Origin of the sequence: Halomonas sp. LBP4, from assembly GCF_003202205.1 — a bacterium.
Taxonomy (GTDB): Bacteria; Pseudomonadota; Gammaproteobacteria; order Pseudomonadales; family Halomonadaceae; genus Halomonas; species Halomonas flagellata.
On the sequence record NZ_PDOG01000008.1, the window covers coordinates 84,574 to 107,431 of the forward strand.

Below are 22,858 nucleotides of genomic sequence, written 5' to 3' on the forward strand. Positions count from 1 at the left end.
GGTAGTTGCTCTGGGATTGGTTTTTGAGATTCATGCGAGCTCTTCGAGCGAAGGCAAGACAAGGCAAGCGTCGACGAAAAAGCGGATTTTCTGTTGTAAATGAGCATTTTGAGGAGACGTTTAATGCCGCATTGCCGAGCGCAGAAAGCTCGTCCTCGTTCAGGAGACAACGTTATGAAATTGGGGCTGATCGGCAAGGCCATCATGAACTCCAGCTCCCCGGACCTGCACGTGCGGCTCGGCCAGCTGACCGGCATTCCCGCCACCTATGACCTCTTCGACGCCAACGAGCAGCCCATCGCGTCCCTGGAGAGCCAGGTCAGGCAGGTGATCGCCGACGGCTACCGCGGCGTCAACGTCACCTTTCCCTGGAAAGAGGAGGCAGTGAAGCTGGCGACCCGCGCCTCCGAGGGGGCCCGCATGGTCGGGTCCGCCAATACCCTGGTCTTCGAGAAGGGCGAGATCATCGCCGAGAACACCGACTTCACCGGCTTTATGAGCGGCTTTCGCGCAACGCTCGGTGAGCGAGAGCCGGGCCGCGTGCTGCTGATCGGCACCGGCGGGGTGGGCAAGGCGGTGGCCTTCGGCCTCGGCAAGTTGGGGGCGAAGGAGGTGATCCTGATGGACCTCGACGAGGCCAAGTCGCACCAGCTGGCCGGCGAGCTCCGGGCCCAGGGCTTTGCCGCCTCCACCATCACCCAGGCTGAGCTCGCCGAGACGGTGCCGCGCTGCGATGGTCTGGTCAACTGCACCCCCATCGGCCACGAGAAGAGCCCCGGCTGCCCGCTGCCCAAGGAGCTGGTGGCGACCCACCACTGGATCTTCGATGCGGTCTACGTGCCGGCGGTCACCGAGTTCGTCGCCGCGGCCAAGACCGCCGGCGCGGCGGTGATGAGTGGTGTCAGCCTGTTCGTCTTCCAGGGCGTCGACGCCTTCAAGCTGTTCTGCGAGGATGAGGCCAAGCGCGCCGCCGCCGACGAGCAGGCCGCCACCCTCTTCGCCCATTACCGCCGCGAACTGTTGAAGGAGACCGACTGATGAGCCAGGGCAAGGTACTGGTGCTGCACGGCCCCAACCTCAACCTGCTGGGTACCCGCCAGCCGGAAATCTACGGCTACGAGACACTGGACGATGTCGACAACGCCCTGCGCGAGAAGGCCGTGCTCAACGGCTGGGAGCTGAACAGCTTCCAGAGCAACCACGAGGGCGAACTGATCGATGCCATCCATGCCGCGCGCCTCGACGGTACCCTGGCGATCATCATTAACCCGGCGGCCTATACCCATACCTCGGTGGCGATCCTCGATGCGCTCAATGCCTTCGAGGGCAGGGTATTCGAGGTGCACATCTCCAACGTGCACCAGCGCGAGAGCTTCCGCCATCACTCCTACGTCTCGCTGCGTGCCGACGGCGTGATCGCCGGGCTCGGCACCCAGGGCTACCAGGCGGCGCTGGCCGCCGTGATCGAGGCCCAGCGCCAGGCCTGAGCCCTCGCTGGTCCCTCCTCCTTCAGCGCTCCCGGCCCGCCTTATCACGGTGGGTCTTGCGCCTCGGTACAGCGCTTTCAACGCTGGCTGCTTCTCATGGCGGATTCGGCGACTGCCCTATAGACAGGTACATTTGTCTCGATCTATGTCAGGTGCGCCTTGCCCCAAGCGATGTTCAACATCACAACCATGATGTAGGGCTCCCGATATTCACGCCATCAGAGGCCGGCATGACTGTTTCACTCGGTGTCCTGGAGTGGTCTCCATCCTCTGGATCATCTGACAGGTTCTGATCGGTGCATCATAGGCTTCAGGCCCTATAGGTGCTGGTAGGCAACCTGCCGGAGCGCTCAATGCTGGCGGCTAGACTGGTAACTAAGCTGCTGTGCCGTCGGCTTGCCGGCGTTGCGCCCAGCAGCTGCTTCATGAGCGGATCCACCCAATGCTCGCGACTCCGGAAGCCCATGCCCTCCTGAGGTACAAGGACAACCGAGCGACTTAGTCGGTGATGGCCAGCGACTTCAGCTCAAAGGCGTCGGCATTGGGACAGAATCCCCGACACTTTTCCCAGCCTGCATCTGCACGCATGGCCTTCCAGCAGCGCCCCACTGCAGGACACTTGTTGCACACCGTGGTCAGTTCACTGAGCGAGTTTGCCTCCTGGTCACTGAAATCTTCCGGCGCCAGCCCGAAGCGCTCCATCATCGTCGGCATCAGTGTCTCGGCGGGGATCAGATCGTAATTACCGCCCCGGTTGAGTGTGCGTGCCACCTCGCGCTCGAAGGCTGGCTCCATGGGGGCATCCAAGTCGCACACTAAAGTCCGGTACTCGTTGACGGCCTCACGACGCATGGTCTGCACCAGCTGCGGCATGCGGGCATTGAACAGCCATGCCAGCACACCGCGGTATTCAATGTTGGTTACCCTTGTATCGCGCATCACTCATCTCCTGATTCGTCGCGCCGGACCGGCCGGCGGCCGTCATGCGTTGATGGCCTCAGCATGCGGCACTCCATCACTTCTACCATTGAGGTTTCGCCTACGAGACATAACCCAAAGGTTATAATGCAGCGACCTCGGCCGTGAGCTGCACCCGACAGTGTCAGATCAAAAACATGGTCGAGAGTACCGGGAAGAGGATCAGCAGTGCCAAGCGCATGAAATCCGAGACGATGAAGGGAGCGACGCCTTTGAAGGTCTAGCCCAGCTCCACGTGAGGCGCCATCACCTTGATTACGAAGGCATTCATGCCCACCGGCGGGGTGATCAGCCCCAACTCCACGGTCAGCACGGTGATGATGCCGAACCGTACCGGATCGATGCCAAGCGACTGGATGATGGGAAATACCACCGGCACCGTGCCCGCCAGCATGACGATCGCGTCCATGAACATCCCCAGCACGAAGTAGAGCAGTAGGATGCACAGCACCACGACTATCGCGGCCAGGTTAATGCAAAAGAGCATGTCGCTGATCGAAATGAGATCCGTGACACCGAGATGAAGTAGCCCAGGATCTCGGCGCCCACCAGCATGAAGAACACCACCGCCGAGAGCGCCAGCTTTTCCTTCCCGGCGATGGGCTCGCCGGCCACCGTCAGCAACGGCTTGAGGCCCATCAGCCCCGGTACTAGCCCCGCCATGAACATGTTGCCCACCGAGTGCTCGGTGAGAATGGCGTAGATCAGCAAGGCGATGGAGGGCGGAATCATGATGCCAAGCATGCTGCCGGCTGCCAGCGCTCCTATGGCCAGGCCGCGGTTATAGCCGTAGGGCTCCATCTCCGGCAGGGCCCTCGGCGGATCATGGTGCTGGCGGTGGCCAGCGACGAGCCGGAGGTCGCCGACAAAACCCCGCAGGAGGCCACCGCGGTGATGGCAAGCTCGCCCTGCCTAACCGCTGGTTTGGTCAGCAGGGCCTGAACTCGGTGCCCGACACGTTAAGAGGGCTTACTCGTTCTTCATGAACCGCCGTGTACGAACGGTACGTACAGTGGTGTGGGAGGGCGCCGGGGGTGACCCCGGCCCCTACCCGATTCTGTGCTCATGTCATCAGGGGCGCGGGATGCCAAGCCTCTCCGGTGATACTTTGGCGCTACCGGCGTCCTCCATGGCCCAGGCGGTCACTGACTGCCAGCGACTCAGGAACGATTCCGCTTCATCGCCTTGCAGGTTGAGTGAGGTGGCCCCGTTGCGGGCAAGGAAGCCCTGGAACTCCTCCTGGGCTATGGCCTCGGCATAGGCGTTCTCCAAGGTGGTCTTGATCTCGTGCGGGGTGTCCTCATGGACATAGGCCCCCCAGAACGGCCCCCAAGGCAGGAAGTCTGCCATCTCCGGCAGGAACTCGGTAATCGGCGGCACCTCGGGCAGCTGTTCGGCGGGCTCATCGCTTAGCACCGCCAGCGCCTTGAGCTTGCCGGCGCGGATCTGCTCCTGGGCGGAGGCCAGGGCCATGGGCATGAAGTCGAGGTGGTTGCCGAGCATCGCGGTAATGGCGGGGCCGTCGCCGCCGAAGGTCACCGAGCGCACGTCAAGTTTGTCAACCGCGTTTATCATCGCCAGCACGGTGCTGGGCAGGCCGCCGGCGCCGGCATCGCCCATGCGCAGCTGCCCCGGGTTGGCCTGGGCATCTGCCATCAGTCCACCGAAGTCCTCCCACTCACTATCGGCAGGGGCCACGATCAGCACGATGCCCTGGCCGATAATGCTGACCGGATGCAGGTCACCGTAGTCGAAGTCGGCCAACTCCAGGATCGGATAAAGCTGGGCGTTTTCGGCACCGTACAACAGCGAGTAGCCGTTGGCTGGTCGGGTGCGGACGACATTGGTGCCGATCACCCCGGTGCCTCCTGGACGGTTGTTGATCACGATGTCGGTATCGAGGCGTTTTTCCACATGGGGAGTCAGGCTCCTGGCCATGTTGTCGGTAGAGCCGCCTGCGCCCCACGGGACCACGGCATCGATGCGTCGCTCAGGATAATCGGCCAGGGCGGAGGTCGATGCCGCCAGTGCAGCGGTGGAGAGGGTGATGGCCGTGGCCAGTCTCTTGAGGTTTCGAGAGGTTGTCATTGTCGTTGCTCGCTTTGTTGAAGGAGTTGAGTTGGGCGTCAGGCGTTCCTGCCTGCCAGCAGGAAGTCGACCATCAGCTCGCGGACGGCGGCGAACATGTCGACGCCGAGCACGGTCCGGCAGCCTTTGGCACGGGCGGCCGAGATCCAGTGGGTGACCTCCGGGGCGGTGATGACGTCGCCGACCCAGGTGTCCCCGTTCAGTCCTGCAGGATCCAGCGGCAGGGGATCGTCCTCCCCCATGCCACAGGGCGTTGCGTTGATCGCCAGGGCGAAACCGGCGGGGTCACGGTTCCCGGCGACTACCTCCGTCGTCCCGAGGGCGGCCAGGCGGGCGATAAGGGTGTCGCGACGGTCCACGTCCTCGTCATGGATGGCCAACCGGGCAGTGCCGGCTCGCACCAGCGCCTCGGCAATAGCGGAGCCCGCCCCACCTGCCCCGGCCAGCAGGACCCGGCGACTGCTGGGCTCGAAGCCCTTCTTCTTCAGGGCCTCCACGTAGGCGAGCCCATCGACCTGGTCGCCATGCCAGCGACCTTCGGCGTCGCGGCGCATCACGTTCACGGCCCCCAGGAAATTGGCCCGCTTGGTGGCGCTGGCACAGTGGTCGTGAGCGGCGAATTTGTGGGGCACGGTGACGATCAGGCCGTCCAGGTTGCGCGCCAGGGAGGCGCCGCGGATGAAGTCACCCAGGGCCTCGGGCGCAATATGCAGTGGCGCCAGCAGGGCATTGTGACCCCGCTGATGAAACGCCTGGGTAACGCCCTGGGGGGATTTCACCTGGGCGATGGGGTCGCCGAGGATCAGGTAGAGGCGCGTGGCGCCGTCGAGTCGTTCGATCATGGCAAGGCTCTGGTGGAGTGCGATGTAGAGATCATAGTAGAACAGATTTAGAAAATGGAATACCATTCAACTAATGGTGGATGTCCTTTTCTGGCCAAGTGTCACTATGCTGCCCACTATCCCGTTCGGACATGGCACTCTATGGGCCTCGATGGTTATCAGAAGGAAACGCCCATGGCTGGTGTAATGGAAAGAACGCTCGGCATCCTGGAGCTACTGGCGCGGGAGGCCGAGGGTCTGCCGTTGGCGGTGATCGCCGAGCGGCTCGACATGCCGCGCAGCGCTGCGCATCGCCTGCTGACCGACCTGGCCCGCTACGGCTATGTACGTCAGGTCCGCGACCAGGGGGACTACATGCTGACCACCAAGCTGGTCTCCCTGGGGCTCGGCTTTCTTGGGGAGATGGGCATCCTTGATGCCGCCCAGCCGTTGCTCGATCGCCTGGCGGAGCAAAGCGGTGAACTGGTCCGGCTGGCTGTAGTGGACGGGCGCAGCCTGACCTGGGTGGCCAAGTCCCAGGGTGCGACACGCGGGTTGCGCTACGACCCGGACATGGGCGCCGTGGCCAAGCTCTCCTGCAGCTCCTCGGGGCTCGCCTGGCTGAGCACACTGAGCGACGAGGCGGCCCTAGAACTGGTCGCGGAGCAGGGGTTTGGCAATGTCGAGGAGTACGGCCCCAATGCGCCGGCCACGGTCTCTGCCCTGCTGGAGGCGCTGAAGATGACCCGCGAGCGGGGCTTCAGTCTCACGGTGGAGACCTTCGCGCCGGGCATGAACGCCATTGCCGCGCCGGTGCGGCGCGGTGACCAAGCCGCCCTCGGTACCCTCAGCATCGCCGGTCCCAGTATCCGCTTCAGCGAGGAACGCATGCTGGCGCTAGGCGACGAGCTGCTCAAGGTGGCCAGCGAACTGGCTGCCTCCACCTCGGCATCAGGCCTGCTTCGGGCCGGCCGCCCCTCCACCGCCTCGCAGTTGTAGCGAGGACCATTGATTCTGGAGTGACCCTATGCCCCCCGAGTCTCATGCCTTTTCCGCCCCCGACCTAGCGTGTGATCTATTGGTGATCGGTTCGGGGGCCGGGGGGCTTGCCACGGCGGTCACCGCCGCCCATCTGGGGCTCGAGGTGGTCGTCGCCGAGAAGGCCCCCGTGCTGGGCGGCACCACCGCTTGGTCGGGCGGCTGGATGTGGATCCCCCGTAACTTCCTGGCCTGCGAGGCGGGCATCAACGAACCTCCGGAGACACCGCGGGCCTATCTACGTGAAGAGCTGGGTGAGGGCTACGAGCCGGCCCGGGTCGACATGTTCCTGGATCAGGGTCCGGCCATGGTCGATTTCTTCCGTCGCCACACGGCGTTGGACTTCGTCGATGGCAACCGGGTGGCCGACTTCCACGGCCACCAGCCCCATGCCGCCACGGGGGGGCGTTCGGTATGCGCGGCGCCCTTCGATGGCCGCCGCCTGGGCCGCGCTATCCACCTGCTGCGTCCCCCTCTAGACCTGCACTCCCTGTGGGGCATGGGTATCTCTGCGGGCACGGACTTGGGGCATTTCCTCAAGGCGATGCGCTCTCCGGTCTCCTTCGCCCATGTCGGCCGCCGCGTGGCGCGCCACTTCCTCGATCTGGCGATTCACCGCCGCGGCATGCAACTGGTCAACGGCAACGCCTTGGTCGCCGGGCTGTTGAAGAGTGCCATTGATCGGGGGGTGACACTGCTACCGTCGAGTCCCGCACGACGGTTGGTCACACGGCAGGGGAGAGTCGCCGGGGCGCTGCTCGACACACCGAGCGGCGAGTGTCGGGTGTGGGCGCGTCGCGGCGTGGTGATGGCGGCCGGAGGGTTTCCCCACGACACTTGCCGGCATCTCGCGCTACTGCCGCATGTGGCCGCTGGTACCCCGCACCGCTCGGCGGCGCCGCTCACCAACAGTGGCGATGGTCTGCGCCTGGCCGAGGCGGTGGGCGCGCGGGTACGAGCCTTCGACTTCTCCAACGCGGCTTGGGCGCCGGTATCGCTGGTGCCGCGTCGCGACGGCAGCGTCGGGCGCTTTCCACATTTGATCGACCGCGCCAAGCCAGGGCTGATCGCGGTGACCCGCGATGGCCGACGCTTCGTCAACGAGGCTGGTTCCTATCACGATTTCATGCGGGCCCTGTTCGCTGCCGTGCCGGAGGGGGAGCCGGTGGAGGCCTGGTTGATCTGCGATCACCGCTTCCAGCGTCGCTACGGCCTGGGCATGTCGCGGCCGGCGCCGCTGCCGCTGTCACCATGGCAGCGCAATGGCTACCTCAAGAGCGGCACGACCCCGGAGGCACTGGCCGAGGCCTGTGGCATCGATCCCGAGGGTCTCACCGCGACGCTTGCGACCTATAACCACTATGCGGCCCACGGGGAGGACCCCGCCTTCGGGCGAGGCGAGATTCCCTACCAGCGTGGCATGGGCGATTCAGATCAGACGCCCAACCCCTGCGTGGCACCCATCGCTCGGGGGCCCTTCCATGCGGTGAAGGTGCTGCCCGGCAGCCTCGGAACCTTCGCCGGGCTGGCGACTGACGAACACGGTCGCGTCCTGGGCGAGGACGCCACTCCGATTCCAGGCCTCTACGCCGCTGGCAACGACATGGCCAGTGTGATGGCCGGCCGCTATCCCGGCGGTGGCATTACTCTCGGGCCGGCCATGACCTTCGGCTATGTGACCGCGCATCATGCCGCCGGCCTTACCCTGGCGGCCACCGGGCCGTCGCTCTCATCCTCGCCGTCGGCGAGCGATCCGTTGGCTAGTAGAGGAGCCTGAGCATGGCACGAGTTTACTCGCTGTCGCACCTGACCACCGAAGGCCTGAGCCCACCCGAGATGTTCGAGGTGGCCGCGCGTACGGGCTACCGTTATGCCGGCATCCGTCTACTGCCAGCCGCGCCGGGAGGCCTGGCCTTTCCGCTGATGAAAGATACCTCCCTGCGGCGCGACACACGGGCGGCTATTGCCGCCACGGGGGTCGGCATCTTTGATCTCGAAATGATCCGGCTGGATGCCCGCTTCCGGGCCGAGGGGTACCTGGACTTCTTCGAGACCGGCGCCGAACTTGGCGCCCGGGTGATCCTGGTGGCCGCCGACGACCCGGACCCCGGCCGTCTGCTCGCTTCCTACGCGGCGCTCTGTGAGGCGGCGCGCCCCTTCGGGCTCGCCTGCGACCTGGAGTTCATGCCCTGGACCCAAGTTCCCGACCTGGACGCAGCGCGGCGGGTTGTGGCACAGGCTGCCCAGCCCAATGGCGGCATCATCGTCGATGCGCTGCACTTCGACCGTTCCGGAGGACGACCGGATCAGCTCGCCGATCTGCCTAGCGACTGGTTGCACTATGCCCAGCTTTGCGATGGCCCGGCGGAGCGTCCGACCGACGACGCCGAACTGATCCGCGCGGCCCGCTGCGAGCGGTGGCTGCCCGGGGAGGGCGGCATCGATCTGGCCGGTTTCTGGCGCCAACTGCCGGACGACCTGCCGGTCAGCGTCGAGGTGCCGAACCAGCGGCGCATCGCTGAACTCGGTCACGAACGCTGGGCCCGGGAGGCCCTGCGCGCAAGTCGGTGCTTGATCGAGGGCCTGGCTCCCCGACACCCGACCCCTGACCCCCAAGAAGAAGGAGAGAACTCATGCGAATCCTGATCACCGGCGCGAGCCGTGGCATTGGTGCGGGCATCGCCCGCCAACTGGCGAGTGATGCCCTGGCCAGGAGCGAGACTCCGTACCTGGCGCTGACCGCCAGCCGCAAAAGCGAGGCGTTCAGCGCCTTGGTGGCGGAACTCGAAGCACAGGGGGCAAGGGTTTCGGTGCTGGTCGGCGACATGGCCGATCCCACCGTGCCGTCGCGGCTGGTGGAGGAGGCGCTGGCCTTCTGCGGAAGCCTGGACGGGGTGGTGTCCAACGTCGGCATCATGGCGCCCGGTCGTCTCGCCGAGCTGGACCAGGCCGACTGGGATCGGCTGTTCGACGTCAACACGCGAGGCCCCTGGTTGCTGGCCAAGGCGGCCTATCCGGCGCTCAAGGCCAGCCGTGGCAGCCTGGTGAACATTGCCTCCATGGTGGGGGTCCATCCCCATCCGGGCAGCGGTGCCTATTCCACCAGCAAGGCGGCGGTCATCATGCTGACCCAGCAACTCGCCCAGGAGTGGGCGGCGGACGGCATCCGGGTCAACAGCATCTCGCCGGGCATGATCCACACCTCGGCCACCGATAGGCTGTACCAGCACCCTGAAGTGGCCGAGCGGCGCCAGCAGGTGATTCCTCTGCATCAGATCGGCCAGCCGGCGCATATCGCCGGCATCGTCGCCTTCCTGCTCGGCGAGGGTGCGGCCTATGTGACTGGCCAGAACCTGCTGGCCGACGGCGGATTCGCCGATTCCATCATGGCGCATATCCCTGGCCTGCCGCCCAAGGCCTAGCCCCTCCAGTACTTATGACCACCCCCAGACGACCAGGCCCCCGGCGGAAGCCGGGGGCCTGGTCGTTCATGGCGGGGGCGTTCAGGCAGTCACCTGGCTTCGCGTCATACTACGGTCCGTTGCGACGTGTGGGCGTTGGCCAGGTCCTCCTTGGCTGTGGCGTGCTGAACGAGCCGCCAGGCCATCACCATGGCCGGTCCCAGAGTGGTGCCGGGGCCCGGATAGGTACCGCGGAACATCGAACCCAGGTCGTTGCCGCAGGCGTAGAGCCCGTGGATCGGCCGTTCGTCCGCATCCAGCACCCGGCCATCCTCATCGCCCTTGAGACCGGCGCTGCTGGCCAGGTCGGCCGGCCATACCGCCAGGGCGTAATAGGGGCCGGGGCCGAGCGGCCGCACGCAGGGGTTGGGGGTCTGCTCGGGGTCGCCGTTATAGCGGTTCATGGCGCTCGTGCCGCGGCCAAAGGCGGGGTCTTCGCCGCGTTCGGCATCGCGATTGTAGTCGGCCAGGGTCTGCTCCAGGGCGGCCGGGTCGACGCCGATCTTTTTGGCTAGCGCCTGGGGGGATTCCCCCTCGATCAGGTAGCCGGCCTTCAGGAACGGCTTGAGGCGACGGCTCCCGTGGAACACCATGCCCAGGATGTACTTGTCGAGGAAAGCTCGATCGCAGATCAGATGGGCGGGCTTGTCCGGCGCCTGCTCGGGTGAGCGCAGCATACCCATCACGAAGTCGTGGTAGGAATCCGACTCGTTGACGAAGCGCCGCCCGGCGCTATTCACCGCGATCAACCCTGGCTTGGCGCGGTCGAGGATGATGTGCGGCCACATCAGTTCCGTGCCGTCCTGGCGCTTGAGAATCGAGCAGGGCATCCACAAGCCGGGGCTATCGAGCCCCACGGTCAGGGCCGCGCCGCCAGCCAGCGCCATCTCGACACCGTCGCCGGTATTTGTCTCCGGGGCCAGGCAGTAGCGGCGCGCGGCCTCGGGGTAGAGTTGCTGGCGTAGCCGGGGGTGGCGAGCGATACCGCCGGTGGCCAGGACCACGCCGCGGCGCGCACGGATCCGGCGATGCCCATCGGGGCCTGCCATGAGGGCACCGACCACGGCATCCCCTTCCTTGACCAGCTCGACCAGCCGTGTCTCGAAGCGCAGCGGGACGTCCTGCTGGCGCAGGCTGTAGAGCAGTTGGGCGACCAGGGCATTGCCCATCACCAGGCGAGTACCGCGCGGGTAGCGCAGGCGGTCGAAGGCGTAGCGCAGCACAGTGGTCGCGGCCAGGCGGAAGTTGCCCAGCGAGGCCAAGGGGTGCAGCAGGGCGTCGATCTCGTTGCGTGCCGTCATCATGCCGCCCAGGGCCATGAACTCGCGCCGCGGCGGACGTATCCGGATAAAGTCGGCCTTGTCCAGCCGGCGCCCGTCGAAGGGCAGCGGGGCCAGGGCACGCCCGCCGTAGGCTTCACCGGGCTGGTTGCCGATGTAGTCCGGGTGAGCCTGGGCGGCGGCCAGTTTCACCGCTGTCCTCGACTGCAGGAATTCGACCGCCTGTGGGCCGGCCTCAAGGAAGGCGGCGCGCTGGGCGTCGCCACCGCGCTCGCCCACTACGGCGTCGAGGAAGCTAGCGGCGGCCTCGGTGGTATCGGGTACCCCGGCCTCTATACTGAGGTGGGTGCCGGGTATCCAGATGGTTCCGCCGGAGGTGGAGGTGATGCCGCCCACCATCTCGGTCTTCTCGCACAGCAGCACCTCGAGCCCCTCCAGACTGCCGACCAGGGCCGCCGTCATGCCACCCGCTCCAGCGCCAACGACCAGCAGGTCGACCACATCGTCCCAGGGGGACGTCGTCGTGTCCGGCATATTCCACCTCACAGCATCATCGGGCCGCCGGCATTTGGCGGCAATTTTCAGAATTATTTCCAATATTTGAATAGTGTTCCATTTTTTTCTCTTCGGCAAGCCCCTGCTGCCCATCGTATGCCGTGGATGCCGAACTCACGGCGAACGAGGTACCTTTCGTTGGCCGGTGCGGGCGGCCTCCTGAATGGCATCGATCACCGCCAGGGTCCGGGCGGCATCCTCCACGCTGACCAGCGGTTCGGCCTGGCCGCGGGCGACTTCGATGAAATGGGCGAGCTGACGCTGCTGGGCGCTACCCTCGGTGAAGCGGTGTGACTCGCAGACCAGTTGATGCTGCCAGCCGCGAGCCTCGCCATATCGCCACAGCGAGAGTTGCGGCACGCTTAGCGCGCCTTCGCTGCCGGCCAGGAAATAGCAGCTCTGGTCGAGGTGTTTGGCATAGAGAGGTACCTCGTTGACGTTCTGATCCCAGCCCCAGGGGGACACCACTCCGTCCGAGCCAGTCAGGCTGCCCAGGGCCCCGTTTACGAACTCCAGTTGGACGATGGCGCTGTCCTCCACCTCGAAGCCGCGCAAAGCATTGTGGGTCATGGCCTGCACGCCCGAGATCTCGCCACAGAAGTGGCGCAGCATGTCCAGGTCATGGACCAGGTTGATCAGCACCACCCCGGCTCCCGGCCGGCGGCGCCACTCCATGGAAAAATATTCGTCGGGCTTGCAGGTTTGCCACATGCCGGTGACGGTGGCCAGGCGACCGAGACGGCCCTCGTCGATGATCGCCTTGGCGCGCGCGGCCACTGGGTTGTGGCGGCGGTGATGGCCTACCAGGATTGGCACGTTGTACCGCTGCTGGGCGGCGATCAACTGCTTTGCCTCCTCCTGCGAGCAGGCCACCGGCTTCTCCAGCAAGGCGGGGATGCCGCGCTCCAGGCAGTCGATGGCGGTGGTGACGTGGAGATCGTTGGGGTTGGCGATGATCACTGCATCCGGTCGCACCTGGTCGAGCATCTCGCGATGGTCGGTGAAGTGCTCGATGCCGGTCTCGTCGGCCAGCGACGAGCTGAAGGGGTCGGCGCTGGCCACCAGGATCGCGGCGGATTCCCTGGCGACGTAGCCGGCATGCTGGCGCCCCATGGCGCCGGCACCGATCAGGGCGATCTTCAAGGGTGTCGTCATGGTCGAGGATCTCCGGTGGAATATGGCGTTACAGTTTGGCCAGGGTACGACGCAGGTAGTCGATGCTGTTGCCGATGGCACTCGCTTCGTCACCGTGGTCTGGGTGCAGGTAGTCGATCTCCAGGGCTAGCAGGCCCTGATAGTCATGTTGTTTCAGCAACCGCAGGGTGGCAGGGATGTGGATCAGGCCCTGCCCCAGAGGCACGCTGGGCCAGAAGCCGAAGCTCTTGGGGTCGCCACGGTGGGCGGTGATGTCCTTGAGGTGGGTGGCCCGGGCGTAGGGGGCGAGCGTCTCGATCGCCATCATGGGGTCCTCGAGCAGGCGCAGGTTGTTGGCGGTGTCGAGGCAGACCCCCAGGGCTGGGCTGTCGACCGACTGGATGAGCTCCACCAGTTCGTCGGCCAGCAGGTCCACATGGTTCTCCACGGCCAGCACCAGCCCACGCTGTTCGGCACGCTCGGTGGCGCGCCGCAGCAGCGGCAGCAGGCCGCGGCTATGATCCGCCCAACTGGCCGGTCGGGTCCGTCGCCCCCCGGCGCAGATGCGCATCACCCCGGCGCCCAGGGCATGGGCCACCTCGATGTGGGCAAAGAGGTCCTCCAGGGCCTCGGGCCGGCTGCCCGAGCCCAGGCCATCCGGATGCCCCCAGGCCCAGACACGGGCGAGGCCCGCCTCGTCGAGCCTCTCGCGCAGCGCAGCGAGCCGCTCCGGGGAGGCGTCATCGAGCATGAAGGACTCCAGCGACACGCCCTCGACGCCGAAGGCGATGGCTCGGTCGATGACCTCGTTCAGGGTCATGGCCTCCCGTGGGGGGGACTCGAGACCCGGATAGACCTCGCCGAAGTAGCGGTGAAAGCAGTAGGAGTCGATGGCGATCTGCATGAGGCTCCCTCAGGTGGTGATGGTGGCTGGTGGTGACCAGACGTTTGGACTTGGTGCTTTGTTCTTTAGTGGAACTGTGTTCAACTTTTTGTTGTGTGGTTATCAAGACATGGTCTAGGGTGCTCGTCAAGGGGCCGGCGAGTTCGAAGGACTGCACCGGTCTCCCTGCCATAGCGACAACAACGATTTGGAGTGCTGGAACCATGAACAAGCCGCTTTCCGCCCTCGCTCTCGCCGCCGTCCTGCTTCCCTTGACGGGTGCGGCCTATGCCGCCTACCCCGAGCGAGACATCCATGCCACCATCCCGTGGGGAGCGGGAGGCTTGACCGACCTGGTGGCCAGAACACTGATTCCACTGGCCGAGGAGGAACTGGGAGTGTCGATCATTCCCCACAACCGTCCCGGCGGTGGAGCGGTCATCGGGGTCAACTACGTGCGCCAGCAGCGGCCCGATGGCTATAACCTGCTGGTCGGCACCCAGGACACCACCCTCTATCCCGTGCTGGACGTCGCCGACTTTGCCTATGAGGATTTCACTCCCATCAATGTGATCGGCCAGGGACTGGTGGTGATCGCCGTGCATCCCGATAGTCCCCACGACACCCTCGGTGACCTGCTGGCCGCCATCGAGGCTGAGCCGGGTAGCCTGCGTATGGGCGATGTGGGCACAGGGGCGACGCCGCATATTACCCACACTATTCTCGACGCCGTGACCGACTACGATCTTGACGTGCGTAAGGTGACCTTTGGCGGTGACGGCCCCGGCATCACCGCCTTGATGGGCGAGCACATCGAATTCATGCCGCTCAGCCTGCCGCCGGCGGTGGAGTACCTGAAGTCCGGAAAGCTCAAGGGGCTCGCGATCCTGGCGGAGGAGCGCATCGAGCTGCTGCCGGACATTCCCGCGGTTACCGAGGACTTGCCCGAGGCGGAGACGTATCTGCCCTGGGGGTCTTTCCAGGGTATCTACGTCCACAAGGACACTCCCGAGGAGGCCAAAGTCACCCTGGCCGACGCCTTCGAGGCGGCAGTAGGCAGTGACGCCTTCACGGAACGCTACAACAGCGACTTCGGCGGCGTAACGCTTAACCTGCGCGGCGACGAGGCACAGGAGTACATCGATCGCTGGCAGGCGCTGACGAGTTGGCTACTCGAGGATGCCGGCGCCGCCAAGGTTTCTCCCGAAGAACTGGGCATCCCACGCCCCTGAGTCGAGCACTTTTCCTGTCCTCCGCAGGACCTTGCGCCCCCTTGATGATGTCGGGGGGCGCTTTTTTTCGCTCACGACTGGCGTTGGCGAAACGCCTTGGGTGACAGGCCGGTATGGCGCTTGAAGAAGCGGGTGAAATAGGCAGGTTCGGAGAAACCAAGCTGGTAGGCCACCTCGCTGATTGTCATGCGCGTGTAGGTGAGCAATCGCTTGGCCTCCAGCATCAGCCGCTCATGGAGGAGTCGCTGGGCGCTGACGCCGGCCAGGCGCTGGCAGAGGGTGTTGAGGTAGGTGCCGGTGATGCCCAGCCGGTCGGCCAGCGAGGCCACCGAGGGCTGCTCCCGGTAGTGCCGTTCCACCAGGGTCTGGTAGCGCACCAGGTGGGCGTAGGCCTTGTCGCGGTTGGGCAACTGATGGATACGGCGCCGCTCGCCGCGACGTGCCACCAGCACCGCCAGGGCCTGGATCATGGCGTGCAGCATCGGCTCGCGTCCCGCGGCGGGATAGCGATACTCCGCGTGCAACTGGGTGACCAGGGTATTGATGGCGGCGGCCTCGGGCTGGTCGGCCAGGGGAAAGTGGGCGGCCTGGAAGAAGGTCTGCCCCTGGGCACCGAGCCGCTCGGTGAGCTCGCCGATCAGCGGCCGTGAGAGGGTGATGGCATAGCCGTCGGTGTCCTTCTCGAAGTCGAAGCCGTGGATCACCATGGCCGGCACCACCAGCACATTGGGCCCGGCGATGGGATGCCCGACGCCTTCCAGGTGCAGTTCGCCCTCGCCGCGACGGATATAGAGCAGGTGCATCAGGTCCGCGTGGCGATGGGGCGGGATGTGCCAGTTGTGGGGGCCGCTGCGCTCGCGGATCAGCTCGCAGTGCAAAAGGTCCGGCGTCGGCCAGTGCTGTGTCTCCCCATACAGCTTGAAGACCGGCACGGCTCGTTCGAGCGCGTCGCTCATCCTCGTTTCCCTCCCGCCAGGGATCTCCCCCGAGCTTAGACCAAAGAGTGAAGGAAGTTAGAAATCGTCCAACTCTTGTTGGGCAATGTGCCTTATATCGCCTCTCTCTCCAATGAAAAATACAAGCCATCCACGGTCATCAGGCGACCCGGTGGAGGCGCCGACACCATCAGAGGAGGCTTCGGATGGCAGCACAGACGACGACATCGAGGGATTGGCTCGGCCTGGCCGGCATGGTCCAGGTGGTCACCGGCGCGGCCAGCGGCATCGGCGCCGGCATCGCCCGCGCCCTGGCCGAGGCGGGCGCCGACGTGGCCCTGCTGGATCGAAACCTGGCGGGCTGCGAGGCCCTGGCGGGGGACCTTGACGGCCTGCCCGGACGGCGACTCGCCCTGGCCTGCGATATCGCCGATGAGGCGCAGGTGCGCCGGGCGGCGGCGGCGGTGGAGGAGGCCCTGGGCCCCTGCCAGGGGCTGGTCAACGGCGCCGGCATCCTGCGCCCCGGCGGGCTCGCCGAGGTGTCGCTGGCCGACTGGAATGCGGTGCTGGCGGTCAACCTCACCGGCTACCTGCTCTGCGCCCGGGCCTTCGGCCAGCCGATGCGCGACCGGGGCCGCGGCAGCATCGTGCACATCGCCTCGGTCTCCGCCAACCAGCCCCAGACCTGGAGCGGCGCCTACAGCCCGAGCAAGGCGGCGGTGGCGATCCTCTCCCGCCAGCTGGCCGCCGAGTGGGGGCGTCTCGGCGTGCGCAGCAACGTTGTCTCCCCGGGGATGATTCGCACCGAGCTCTCGGCGGCCTTCTACGCCCAGCCCGGGGTCACCGAAGCGCGCGAGGCCTTCACCGCCAGTCGTCGCATCGGCGAGGCCGAGGACATCGCCAATGCGGTGCTCTTCCTGCTCAGCGAGCGGGCCGGTTACGTCAACGGCGCCGAGCTCGGCGTCGATGGTGGGCTGCCCTGCATGCTGATGGACAAGGTGCCGCGCCCCGGCTTCTCGGCGGCGTGATCCCCGCTTCGATAACAAGACCCTGACAGGAGGGCAGTCACATGACTCCCAACATGCAAACACGCCATCCCTCGCAGGAAGTCCAGTGCGATGTGCTGGTGCTCGGCGCCGGCGCCGGTGGCCTCTCCACCGCCATCACCGCCGCCAGGCAAGGGCTCGAGGTCATCGTTCTCGAGAAGGCCGATGTCTTCGGCGGCACCACCGCCTTCTCCGGTGGCGTGCTGTGGATTCCCGGCAACCATCACGGCCGGGCCCAGAATCCCGACGACTCACGTGAGGCCGCCCGCGACTACCTGCGCACCGAGGCCGGCGACTTCTTCGACGCCGAGGCCGTCGAGGCCTTCCTCGACAAGGGACCGGAGATGGTGGATTTCTTCGAGCGGGAGACCGCCGTCGAGTTCGTGCCGACCCTCTACCCCGACTACCATCCGACGCGACCGGGTGGCATCGATATCGGCCGTTCGATCCTGGCCGCCCCCTTCGACCTGCGCGAACTCGGCAAGGAGATGCGGCGGATGCGCCCGCCGCTCGAGACCATCACCTTCATTGGCATGATGTTCAACTCCTCCAATGCCGACCTCAAGCACTTCTTCAATGCCACCCGCTCACTGACTTCCTTTCGCTATGTGGCCAAGCGCCTGGCCATCCACTTGAAGGAGCTCGTGCTCTACCGCCGCGGTGTCAATGTGACCAGCGGCAATGCCTTGGCCGCGCGGCTGGCCAGGAGTGCCTTCGATCTGGGCATTCCGATCCACACCGGCGCGCCGGCCCGCGAACTGCTGCATGTCGAAGGCCGGGTCCGTGGCGCCCGGGCGCTGCTCGAGGGGCGCGAGGTGACCATCGAGGCACGCCGGGGGGTGGTGCTGGCCTGCGGCGGTTTCGCTCAGGACGTGGCGCGCATCCGCCAGGCCTATCCGCACCTGCGGCGGGGCGGTGAGCATCACTCGCCGGTACCGGAGAGCAACACCGGTGATGGCCTGGCCATGGTGGAGGCGCTCGGCGTGCCGGTGACCTGCGAGTACCCCCAGACCTCCGCCTGGATGCCCACGTCCCTGGTACCCAGGAAGGGCGGCGGGACAGGCAAGTTTCCCCATCTGCTCGACCGCTACAAGCCGGGGGTGGTCGGCATCGGCCCCGATGGCCGGCGCTTCTGCAACGAGTCCGATTCCTACCACGACGTCGGTACCGCCATGCTCGAGCACTGTCAGGACGACAGCACCCATATGTGGCTGATCTGTGACCAGACCTGCCTGAGCAAGTACGGCCTGGGCTACGTCAAGCCGGCGCCGATGCCGGTCGGGGGGCTGATCCGCAAGGGGTACCTGAAGCGCGGCCGCACGCTGACCGAGCTGGCGCGTGAAATCGGGGTCGAGCCCGGCCAGTTGGAGCACACCGTCGCCGAGTACAACGAGGGCGCCGCGGCCGGCGAGGATCGCCAGTTTGGCCGCGGCACCACCAGCTTCAACCGCTACCTGGCCGACCCCCAGCACGGGCCCAACCCCTGCGTGGCGCCGATCCACAAGGGGCCCTTCTACGCCGTCAAGGTCTACATGGGCGACCTCGGCACCTTCGACGGCATCAAGACCGACGTCTACGGGCGGGTGCTGGACGGTAACGGTGAGTGTCTCCAGGGACTCTACGCCGTGGGCAACGACCGGCGCAGCATCATGGGCGGCAGCTATCCCGCTGCGGGGATCACCCTGGGACCGATCATGACCTTCGGCTACATCACCGGCCGCCATCTGGCCGGCATCGACGACGACCTGGCGCAGCGGGCGCCGGCCGCCGAGACACCGGAAAAGGAGAAGGCCCATGGCCATCAAGCCGCTGATTGACCACCGCGTCTACACCATCGCACCGCGCAGGATGGGCGAGTTCGTCGAGGTCTTCCATCGCCTGGCGATGCCGATCCTCAAGGAGACCCTGGGCACGCCGCTGGGCTTCCACACCAGCGTAGTGGGCCCCCAGAACCAGTTCGTGCACCTGTGGGGATACGACTCCCTGGCCGACTACGAGCGACGCTGTGCGGCGCGCGATGCTCACCCCGCCTTCGCCGAGTACCTGGCGGCCTCCGGCCACCTGATCGTGGCACAGGAGACCCGCCTGATTCGCGGCATCGATCGCCTCAATGAATGGGTGGCGTCATGAGTGCGGTGGCGTTGGTCACCGGAGGCGCCCAGGGCATCGGCTGGGCTACCGCTCGGCGCCTCGCTCGGGACATCCCCCATGTGGTCGTCATCGACCTCGACGGCCAGGCTGCCGTGGCTCGGGCCAAGGAGCTGGGGCCGGGTCACCTGGGCGTAGAGGCCGACGTTACCGACACGGAACAAGTCAGCGCCATGGTCGAGCGGGTAATGGCTGCCTTCGGTCGCATTGACGTGCTGATCAACAATGCCGGTATCGCCGAGCAGCCGGGGGAGACCCTGGGGCAGTCCGGGGAGGGCTTCGAGCAGGTGCTCAGGGTAAATCTGTGCGGCACCTTCCTGGTCACCCAGGCGGTCGCTGGCGAGATGCTGGCACGGAGGCAGGGAGCCATCGTCAATCTGAGCTCCATCGCCGCTCTGGGCGGCATTCCAACCCGTAACGCCTACGGTGCGGCCAAGGCCGGGATCCTTGGCATGACCCGCTCCATGGCCTGCGAATGGGCTCGACACGGGGTGCGCGTGAATGCCATCGCCCCCGGCTATGTGCGTACCACCCTGATCGACGAACTGGAACGGCGCGGCACCATCGATATCGCGGCCCTCGAGGCCAGAACCCCGATGGGACGGCTGGCCGACCCGGCGGAGATCGCCGAGGCGATCGCCTTTCTCACCTCGCCGCAGGCCAGCTTCATCACCGGCAGCGTGCTGGTGGCAGATGGTGGCTGGAGTGCCCTCGGGGCGCCGGAGGCGAGCCTGCAAACCTGATGCTTTCCCGGCCACCGATCAAGGAGGGCGGTGGCTATTCACCGTAGGGCAGGGATGAGCCGGCGCAGCGTGCTCGAACACGGCTGCGCAGTGCCCAGCGCAACCACAATCACAATAGAGGTGTACATCATGAAGAGCCTGACAACCGCGAGTCTCGCCATCTCCACCGCCGCCATGCTGATGGCCGGTACGGTCCTGGCCGACTACCCCCAACGCAATATCCAGGGCACCATCCAGTGGGGGGCCGGTGGTTCCACCGACGTGATCGCCCGCGGCCTGACGCCCCATGTGGAAGAGCTTCTCGGCACGACGGTCATCCTCACCAATCGCCCGGGGGGGACCGGGGTGATCGGCACCAATCACGTGCTGAACCAGCGAGCCGACGGCTACCACATCCTGTATGGCGCCGAGAATCCGCAACTCTTTCCCCTGCTGGGACTCGCCGACTTCGATTACAGCGACCTGCATCCGGTGAACATCACCAGCGTCGACATCGTGGTCTTCGTGGTACCGGCCGATAGCCCCTTCGAGACCATGGAGGAACTGGTCGCTCATATCCGGGAGAACCCGGGCGAGCTGCGCATGGGCAACCAGGGCGCGGCGAGTCTGGCCGCCACCACCCATGCGCTGGTCAGCAGTCTGATCGACTTCGACGTGCGCCATGTCACCTTCGCCGGCGAGGGCCCGGGCATTTCCGCCTTGCAGGGAGGGCATATCGATTTCATGCCCTCGAGCCTCTCCTCTACCCGCGAGTACATCAACTCCGGTCGCCTTCGGGCCCTGGCGGTACTCGATGCCGAGCGTCTCGAGGCTTATCCGGACATGCCGGCGCTCACCGAACTGATTCCCGGCCTGCGGCCCTACATGCCCTATGGCTCCTTCAAGGGCGCCTACGTGCATAAGGATACCCCCGACCACATCAAGGCGATCCTCGAGGATACCTATGCCGAGGCCGTGGAGACCGAGGCCTTCCAGGCCTTCCTGGACAATGTCGGTGCCACGCCGCTGAACCTCTCCGGCGAGGCGGCCCAGGAGTACCTGGAGCGCTGGCAGTCGATCACCGCCTGGGCGATGTACGAGGCGGGCTCGCTCGACCAGTCGCCGGAGGAGTTCGCCATCCGGCGGCCCTGAGGCGCCCGGGTGTTTCCGTCCCTGCGCCCCGCCGTGATCGGCGGGGCGCCGTCTTCTGGTCAACTGCGCCGGGTGGCCAGGAAAATCCCCGCAGCGATGATCAGGCTGGCCCCCAGGTAGGTGGTGAGGGGCGGGACGTCCCCGAACAGCACGAAGCCGAACAGCGAGGCCCAGACGATCTGCACATAGAGGAAGGGTGAGGCCAGCGAGGCGGGGGCGCAGCGCATGGCCAGGATCAGCGACAGTTGGCTGACGGCACCGATCACCCCGATGGCCAGGAACGGCGGCAGCTCGGCGAGGCCGACTGGGGTCCAGAAGAAGGGCACCGCGACGCTGCTGACCAGAGCGCCGGCCAGGCCGGTATAGAACAGCGAGGTAAGCGGATGATCGTGGCGGCCGAAGCGTCGGGTAGTGATCTGGTAGAGGGCGAAGCACAGCGCCATGCCGAAGGGTAGCAGGGCGGCTGGCTGGGTGCGCCAGTCCAGCGGGCCCACCGCCACCAGCACGCCGAGAAAGCCCACCAGCACCGCCAGGCCTCGGGCCCTGTCGACCCGCTCGCCCAGCAGTGGCACCGCCAGCAGGGTGACCAACAGGGGCGCGCCGAAGTGAAACACATAGACCTGCAGCAGCGGTAACTCGCGCAGCGACAGGTAGGCAAGCAGGCTAGCGGCGGCAAGCAGCAGGCCGCGCAGACACTGGCCGCCCAGGGACTCGGTGATGAGCAGACCGCGGAAGCGCGGCAGCCCCAGCCACAGCAGATAGCCCGCCAGGATCACCATATGACCGGCATAGCGGGCCCACAGTACCTGCACCGGTGAGTGGGTTTGGGTCAGCCACTTGGCGATGCTGTCCAGCACCACGAACAGCAGGCCGGCGATCAGCATGTAGCCGATGCCGAGCAGCGGGCGGTCGCCCGGCAGGGCCCTGGTGGGAAGTCTTGGCATGCATCACCGCTGAAGAAGAGGGTGGGGGGAATAGAATCATGTTCTGATTCTAGCATAGCATAGCCTGCTAATGAAAATTGCCCGGCAACCGACTGCCGGGCGACGAAAAGCTGTAATACAGGGTAGCGTCAGTCGCCGACCAGGGCGTGGGCCTTCTCCAGGGCCGTGCGGGCTCGCTCCAGGGCGCTGACCCCCTGCTGGCGCAGGGCGTCGGTGGGGATCTCCAGGCTGAGCGGCACAGTGGGCGATATCACCGCCAGCAGGCCCTTGAGATCCGCCTGGCCGTCGCCGGGGAAGCGCCGTTCGCAGCGGGCCTCGCGCAGGATCTCGTCCATGCTGGCGGGGATCGGTCCGGGCACATCGCATAGTTGCACGTAGCGCATCCAGTCGGCGGGCACCTGGGCAAGGTCCTCCAGGCGGCTGCGTGAGCGGTCCAGGTGGAAGGCGTCGACCAGCAGGCAAGCGTTGGCATGGCCGGCCTCGCGCACCGCGCCGACGATGCGACGCGCCTGGTTGAGGTCCTTGACCCCGGTCCAGGGCATGAACTCCAGGTGGGGGTGCAGGCCGTGGGGAGCGGCCAGCTCGCAGAGGGCGGCGAAGTTGTCGATCAGGCGCGCGTGGTCGTCGTCGTTGCCGGCGACCAGGATGTCGCTGGCGCCCAGTTCCGCGCCCACCTCCACGAAGCGAGCGAAGTCGTCGCGGACCCGGGTGTCGGGCTTGAGGCGCAGGATCTCGATATCGGCCACCTTGACGCCGGTGTCCCGGATGCGGCGCCGGGTCTCGCGTAGCAGGGCGGCATCGGTGAGCAGCGGGAAGCTCGGCTCCTCGGGAGTCGCCGGCGTGGGCCGCAGGCCCACGTAGTCGTAGCCGGCACGGGCCGCGGTCTCCACCATCTCCGGGGGCGACAGCTCCAGCACGGTGAGGGCGGCGAGGGAGTAGGGGTGTTGGCTCATG

At 66.2% G+C, this 22,858-nt stretch carries 21 protein-coding genes and 1 pseudogene; 12 read left to right on the forward strand and 10 right to left on the reverse strand.

The window, feature by feature from the left end; all coding sequences use genetic code 11:
• Positions 1 to 174 precede the first annotated feature (174 nt).
• The gene (locus tag CR157_RS19690) at positions 175 to 1,038 is read left to right on the forward strand and encodes a shikimate dehydrogenase family protein (protein WP_110285247.1); all 864 of its coding nucleotides are present in this window, start codon (positions 175 to 177) and stop codon (positions 1,036 to 1,038) included.
• Complete coding sequence (gene aroQ / locus CR157_RS19695) at positions 1,038 to 1,487, forward strand: type II 3-dehydroquinate dehydratase (RefSeq protein ID WP_110285248.1); 450 nt, start codon at positions 1,038 to 1,040, stop codon at positions 1,485 to 1,487. Before CR157_RS19690 ends, aroQ begins: the two co-directional genes overlap by 1 nt.
• A 498-nt stretch (positions 1,488 to 1,985) precedes the next feature.
• On the opposite strand, the gene CR157_RS19700 is transcribed toward aroQ, so the two are convergent.
• The 4 genes and pseudogenes from CR157_RS19700 to CR157_RS19715 all read right to left on the reverse strand — a co-directional run bounded on the left by CR157_RS19700 (position 1,986) and on the right by CR157_RS19715 (position 5,395).
• Positions 1,986 to 2,426, reverse strand: a complete 441-nt coding sequence (locus CR157_RS19700) for a hypothetical protein (RefSeq protein ID WP_110285249.1) — start codon at positions 2,424 to 2,426, stop codon at positions 1,986 to 1,988.
• 163 nt (positions 2,427 to 2,589) lie between these two features.
• Positions 2,590 to 3,376, reverse strand: a pseudogene (locus CR157_RS23395) (TRAP transporter large permease subunit); the annotation flags it as partial.
• 160 nt (positions 3,377 to 3,536) lie between these two features.
• On the reverse strand, positions 3,537 to 4,553 hold the full coding sequence (locus tag CR157_RS19710) for a tripartite tricarboxylate transporter substrate binding protein (RefSeq protein WP_110285250.1): 1,017 nt from the start codon (positions 4,551 to 4,553) through the stop codon (positions 3,537 to 3,539).
• Positions 4,554 to 4,591: 38 nt separating this feature from the next.
• Positions 4,592 to 5,395: a shikimate dehydrogenase family protein gene (locus CR157_RS19715; RefSeq protein ID WP_110285302.1), complete on the reverse strand. Its 804-nt coding sequence runs from the start codon at positions 5,393 to 5,395 to the stop codon at positions 4,592 to 4,594.
• 174 nt (positions 5,396 to 5,569) lie between these two features.
• Between CR157_RS19715 and CR157_RS19720 the strand changes: the two genes are divergently transcribed.
• Genes CR157_RS19720 through CR157_RS19735 form a run of 4 tightly spaced genes read left to right on the forward strand, consistent with a single transcriptional unit; the run spans position 5,570 to position 9,834 of the window.
• Complete coding sequence (locus tag CR157_RS19720; protein ID WP_110285251.1) at positions 5,570 to 6,373, forward strand: IclR family transcriptional regulator; 804 nt, start codon at positions 5,570 to 5,572, stop codon at positions 6,371 to 6,373.
• 28 nt (positions 6,374 to 6,401) lie between these two features.
• A complete protein-coding gene (locus CR157_RS19725) occupies positions 6,402 to 8,189 on the forward strand; it encodes an FAD-dependent oxidoreductase (protein ID WP_110285252.1) in 1,788 nt (595 codons plus the stop codon).
• A 2-nt stretch (positions 8,190 to 8,191) separates the two neighbouring features.
• Positions 8,192 to 9,058 carry a sugar phosphate isomerase/epimerase family protein gene (locus CR157_RS19730; RefSeq protein WP_110285253.1) on the forward strand — a complete coding sequence of 289 codons (867 nt, stop codon included), beginning with the start codon at positions 8,192 to 8,194 and terminating at the stop codon, positions 9,056 to 9,058.
• On the forward strand, positions 9,046 to 9,834 hold the full coding sequence (locus tag CR157_RS19735) for an SDR family NAD(P)-dependent oxidoreductase (protein ID WP_110285254.1): 789 nt from the start codon (positions 9,046 to 9,048) through the stop codon (positions 9,832 to 9,834). The genes CR157_RS19730 and CR157_RS19735 overlap by 13 nt, the downstream gene beginning before the upstream one ends.
• 104 nt (positions 9,835 to 9,938) lie before the next feature.
• Here CR157_RS19735 and CR157_RS19740 read toward each other — a convergent pair whose 3' ends face one another.
• From CR157_RS19740 to CR157_RS19750, 3 genes are all read right to left on the reverse strand, one after another.
• Positions 9,939 to 11,687 carry an FAD-binding protein gene (locus CR157_RS19740; protein ID WP_110285255.1) on the reverse strand — a complete coding sequence of 583 codons (1,749 nt, stop codon included), beginning with the start codon at positions 11,685 to 11,687 and terminating at the stop codon, positions 9,939 to 9,941.
• A 135-nt stretch (positions 11,688 to 11,822) separates the two neighbouring features.
• Positions 11,823 to 12,863: a Gfo/Idh/MocA family protein gene (locus CR157_RS19745; RefSeq protein WP_110285256.1), complete on the reverse strand. Its 1,041-nt coding sequence runs from the start codon at positions 12,861 to 12,863 to the stop codon at positions 11,823 to 11,825.
• Positions 12,864 to 12,891: 28 nt separating this feature from the next.
• The gene (locus CR157_RS19750; protein WP_110285257.1) at positions 12,892 to 13,746 is read right to left on the reverse strand and encodes a sugar phosphate isomerase/epimerase family protein; all 855 of its coding nucleotides are present in this window, start codon (positions 13,744 to 13,746) and stop codon (positions 12,892 to 12,894) included.
• 203 nt (positions 13,747 to 13,949) lie between these two features.
• Here CR157_RS19750 and CR157_RS19755 point away from each other — a divergent pair, with 203 nt between their 5' ends.
• A complete protein-coding gene (locus tag CR157_RS19755) occupies positions 13,950 to 14,957 on the forward strand; it encodes a tripartite tricarboxylate transporter substrate binding protein (protein WP_110285258.1) in 1,008 nt (335 codons plus the stop codon).
• Positions 14,958 to 15,028: 71 nt separating this feature from the next.
• Here the strand turns inward: CR157_RS19755 and CR157_RS19760 are convergent, their stop codons facing one another.
• On the reverse strand, positions 15,029 to 15,913 hold the full coding sequence (locus tag CR157_RS19760; protein WP_110285259.1) for a helix-turn-helix domain-containing protein: 885 nt from the start codon (positions 15,911 to 15,913) through the stop codon (positions 15,029 to 15,031).
• 185 nt (positions 15,914 to 16,098) lie between these two features.
• Between CR157_RS19760 and CR157_RS19765 the strand changes: the two genes are divergently transcribed.
• The 5 genes from CR157_RS19765 to CR157_RS19785 all read left to right on the forward strand — a co-directional run bounded on the left by CR157_RS19765 (position 16,099) and on the right by CR157_RS19785 (position 20,960).
• Positions 16,099 to 16,920, forward strand: coding sequence for an SDR family NAD(P)-dependent oxidoreductase (locus CR157_RS19765; protein ID WP_110285260.1), 822 nt, complete (start codon positions 16,099 to 16,101; stop codon positions 16,918 to 16,920).
• 41 nt (positions 16,921 to 16,961) lie between these two features.
• A complete protein-coding gene (locus tag CR157_RS19770; RefSeq protein WP_258364242.1) occupies positions 16,962 to 18,755 on the forward strand; it encodes an FAD-dependent oxidoreductase in 1,794 nt (597 codons plus the stop codon).
• On the forward strand, positions 18,733 to 19,068 hold the full coding sequence (locus CR157_RS19775; protein WP_102629517.1) for an NIPSNAP family protein: 336 nt from the start codon (positions 18,733 to 18,735) through the stop codon (positions 19,066 to 19,068). Before CR157_RS19770 ends, CR157_RS19775 begins: the two co-directional genes overlap by 23 nt.
• On the forward strand, positions 19,065 to 19,829 hold the full coding sequence (locus CR157_RS19780) for an SDR family NAD(P)-dependent oxidoreductase (RefSeq protein WP_110285261.1): 765 nt from the start codon (positions 19,065 to 19,067) through the stop codon (positions 19,827 to 19,829). The genes CR157_RS19775 and CR157_RS19780 overlap by 4 nt, the downstream gene beginning before the upstream one ends.
• Positions 19,830 to 19,958: 129 nt before the next feature.
• A complete protein-coding gene (locus tag CR157_RS19785; protein WP_258364243.1) occupies positions 19,959 to 20,960 on the forward strand; it encodes a tripartite tricarboxylate transporter substrate binding protein in 1,002 nt (333 codons plus the stop codon).
• 59 nt (positions 20,961 to 21,019) lie between these two features.
• On the opposite strand, the gene CR157_RS19790 is transcribed toward CR157_RS19785, so the two are convergent.
• A complete protein-coding gene (locus CR157_RS19790; protein ID WP_110285262.1) occupies positions 21,020 to 21,904 on the reverse strand; it encodes a DMT family transporter in 885 nt (294 codons plus the stop codon).
• A gap of 128 nt (positions 21,905 to 22,032) precedes the next feature.
• Entirely contained in the window at positions 22,033 to 22,857 is an 825-nt protein-coding gene (locus tag CR157_RS19795) for a sugar phosphate isomerase/epimerase family protein (RefSeq protein ID WP_110285263.1), read from the reverse strand.
• Position 22,858 lies beyond the last annotated feature (1 nt).

Excerpts from the sequence above, each read along its gene's own strand:
- CR157_RS19690 (WP_110285247.1), top strand. The coding sequence starts at position 175 with ATGAAATTGGGGCTGATCGGCAAGGCCATCATGAACTCCAGCTCCCCG.
- aroQ (WP_110285248.1), top strand. The coding sequence starts at position 1,038 with ATGAGCCAGGGCAAGGTACTGGTGCTGCACGGCCCCAACCTCAACCTG.
- CR157_RS19700 (WP_110285249.1), bottom strand. The coding sequence starts at position 2,426 with ATGCGCGATACAAGGGTAACCAACATTGAATACCGCGGTGTGCTGGCA.
- CR157_RS19710 (WP_110285250.1), bottom strand. The coding sequence starts at position 4,553 with ATGACAACCTCTCGAAACCTCAAGAGACTGGCCACGGCCATCACCCTC.
- CR157_RS19715 (WP_110285302.1), bottom strand. The coding sequence starts at position 5,395 with ATGATCGAACGACTCGACGGCGCCACGCGCCTCTACCTGATCCTCGGC.
- CR157_RS19720 (WP_110285251.1), top strand. The coding sequence starts at position 5,570 with ATGGCTGGTGTAATGGAAAGAACGCTCGGCATCCTGGAGCTACTGGCG.
- CR157_RS19725 (WP_110285252.1), top strand. The coding sequence starts at position 6,402 with ATGCCCCCCGAGTCTCATGCCTTTTCCGCCCCCGACCTAGCGTGTGAT.
- CR157_RS19730 (WP_110285253.1), top strand. The coding sequence starts at position 8,192 with ATGGCACGAGTTTACTCGCTGTCGCACCTGACCACCGAAGGCCTGAGC.
- CR157_RS19735 (WP_110285254.1), top strand. The coding sequence starts at position 9,046 with ATGCGAATCCTGATCACCGGCGCGAGCCGTGGCATTGGTGCGGGCATC.
- CR157_RS19740 (WP_110285255.1), bottom strand. The coding sequence starts at position 11,687 with ATGCCGGACACGACGACGTCCCCCTGGGACGATGTGGTCGACCTGCTG.
- CR157_RS19745 (WP_110285256.1), bottom strand. The coding sequence starts at position 12,863 with ATGACGACACCCTTGAAGATCGCCCTGATCGGTGCCGGCGCCATGGGG.
- CR157_RS19750 (WP_110285257.1), bottom strand. The coding sequence starts at position 13,746 with ATGCAGATCGCCATCGACTCCTACTGCTTTCACCGCTACTTCGGCGAG.
- CR157_RS19755 (WP_110285258.1), top strand. The coding sequence starts at position 13,950 with ATGAACAAGCCGCTTTCCGCCCTCGCTCTCGCCGCCGTCCTGCTTCCC.
- CR157_RS19760 (WP_110285259.1), bottom strand. The coding sequence starts at position 15,913 with ATGAGCGACGCGCTCGAACGAGCCGTGCCGGTCTTCAAGCTGTATGGG.
- CR157_RS19765 (WP_110285260.1), top strand. The coding sequence starts at position 16,099 with ATGGCAGCACAGACGACGACATCGAGGGATTGGCTCGGCCTGGCCGGC.
- CR157_RS19770 (WP_258364242.1), top strand. The coding sequence starts at position 16,962 with ATGACTCCCAACATGCAAACACGCCATCCCTCGCAGGAAGTCCAGTGC.
- CR157_RS19775 (WP_102629517.1), top strand. The coding sequence starts at position 18,733 with ATGGCCATCAAGCCGCTGATTGACCACCGCGTCTACACCATCGCACCG.
- CR157_RS19780 (WP_110285261.1), top strand. The coding sequence starts at position 19,065 with ATGAGTGCGGTGGCGTTGGTCACCGGAGGCGCCCAGGGCATCGGCTGG.
- CR157_RS19785 (WP_258364243.1), top strand. The coding sequence starts at position 19,959 with ATGAAGAGCCTGACAACCGCGAGTCTCGCCATCTCCACCGCCGCCATG.
- CR157_RS19790 (WP_110285262.1), bottom strand. The coding sequence starts at position 21,904 with ATGCCAAGACTTCCCACCAGGGCCCTGCCGGGCGACCGCCCGCTGCTC.
- CR157_RS19795 (WP_110285263.1), bottom strand. The coding sequence starts at position 22,857 with ATGAGCCAACACCCCTACTCCCTCGCCGCCCTCACCGTGCTGGAGCTG.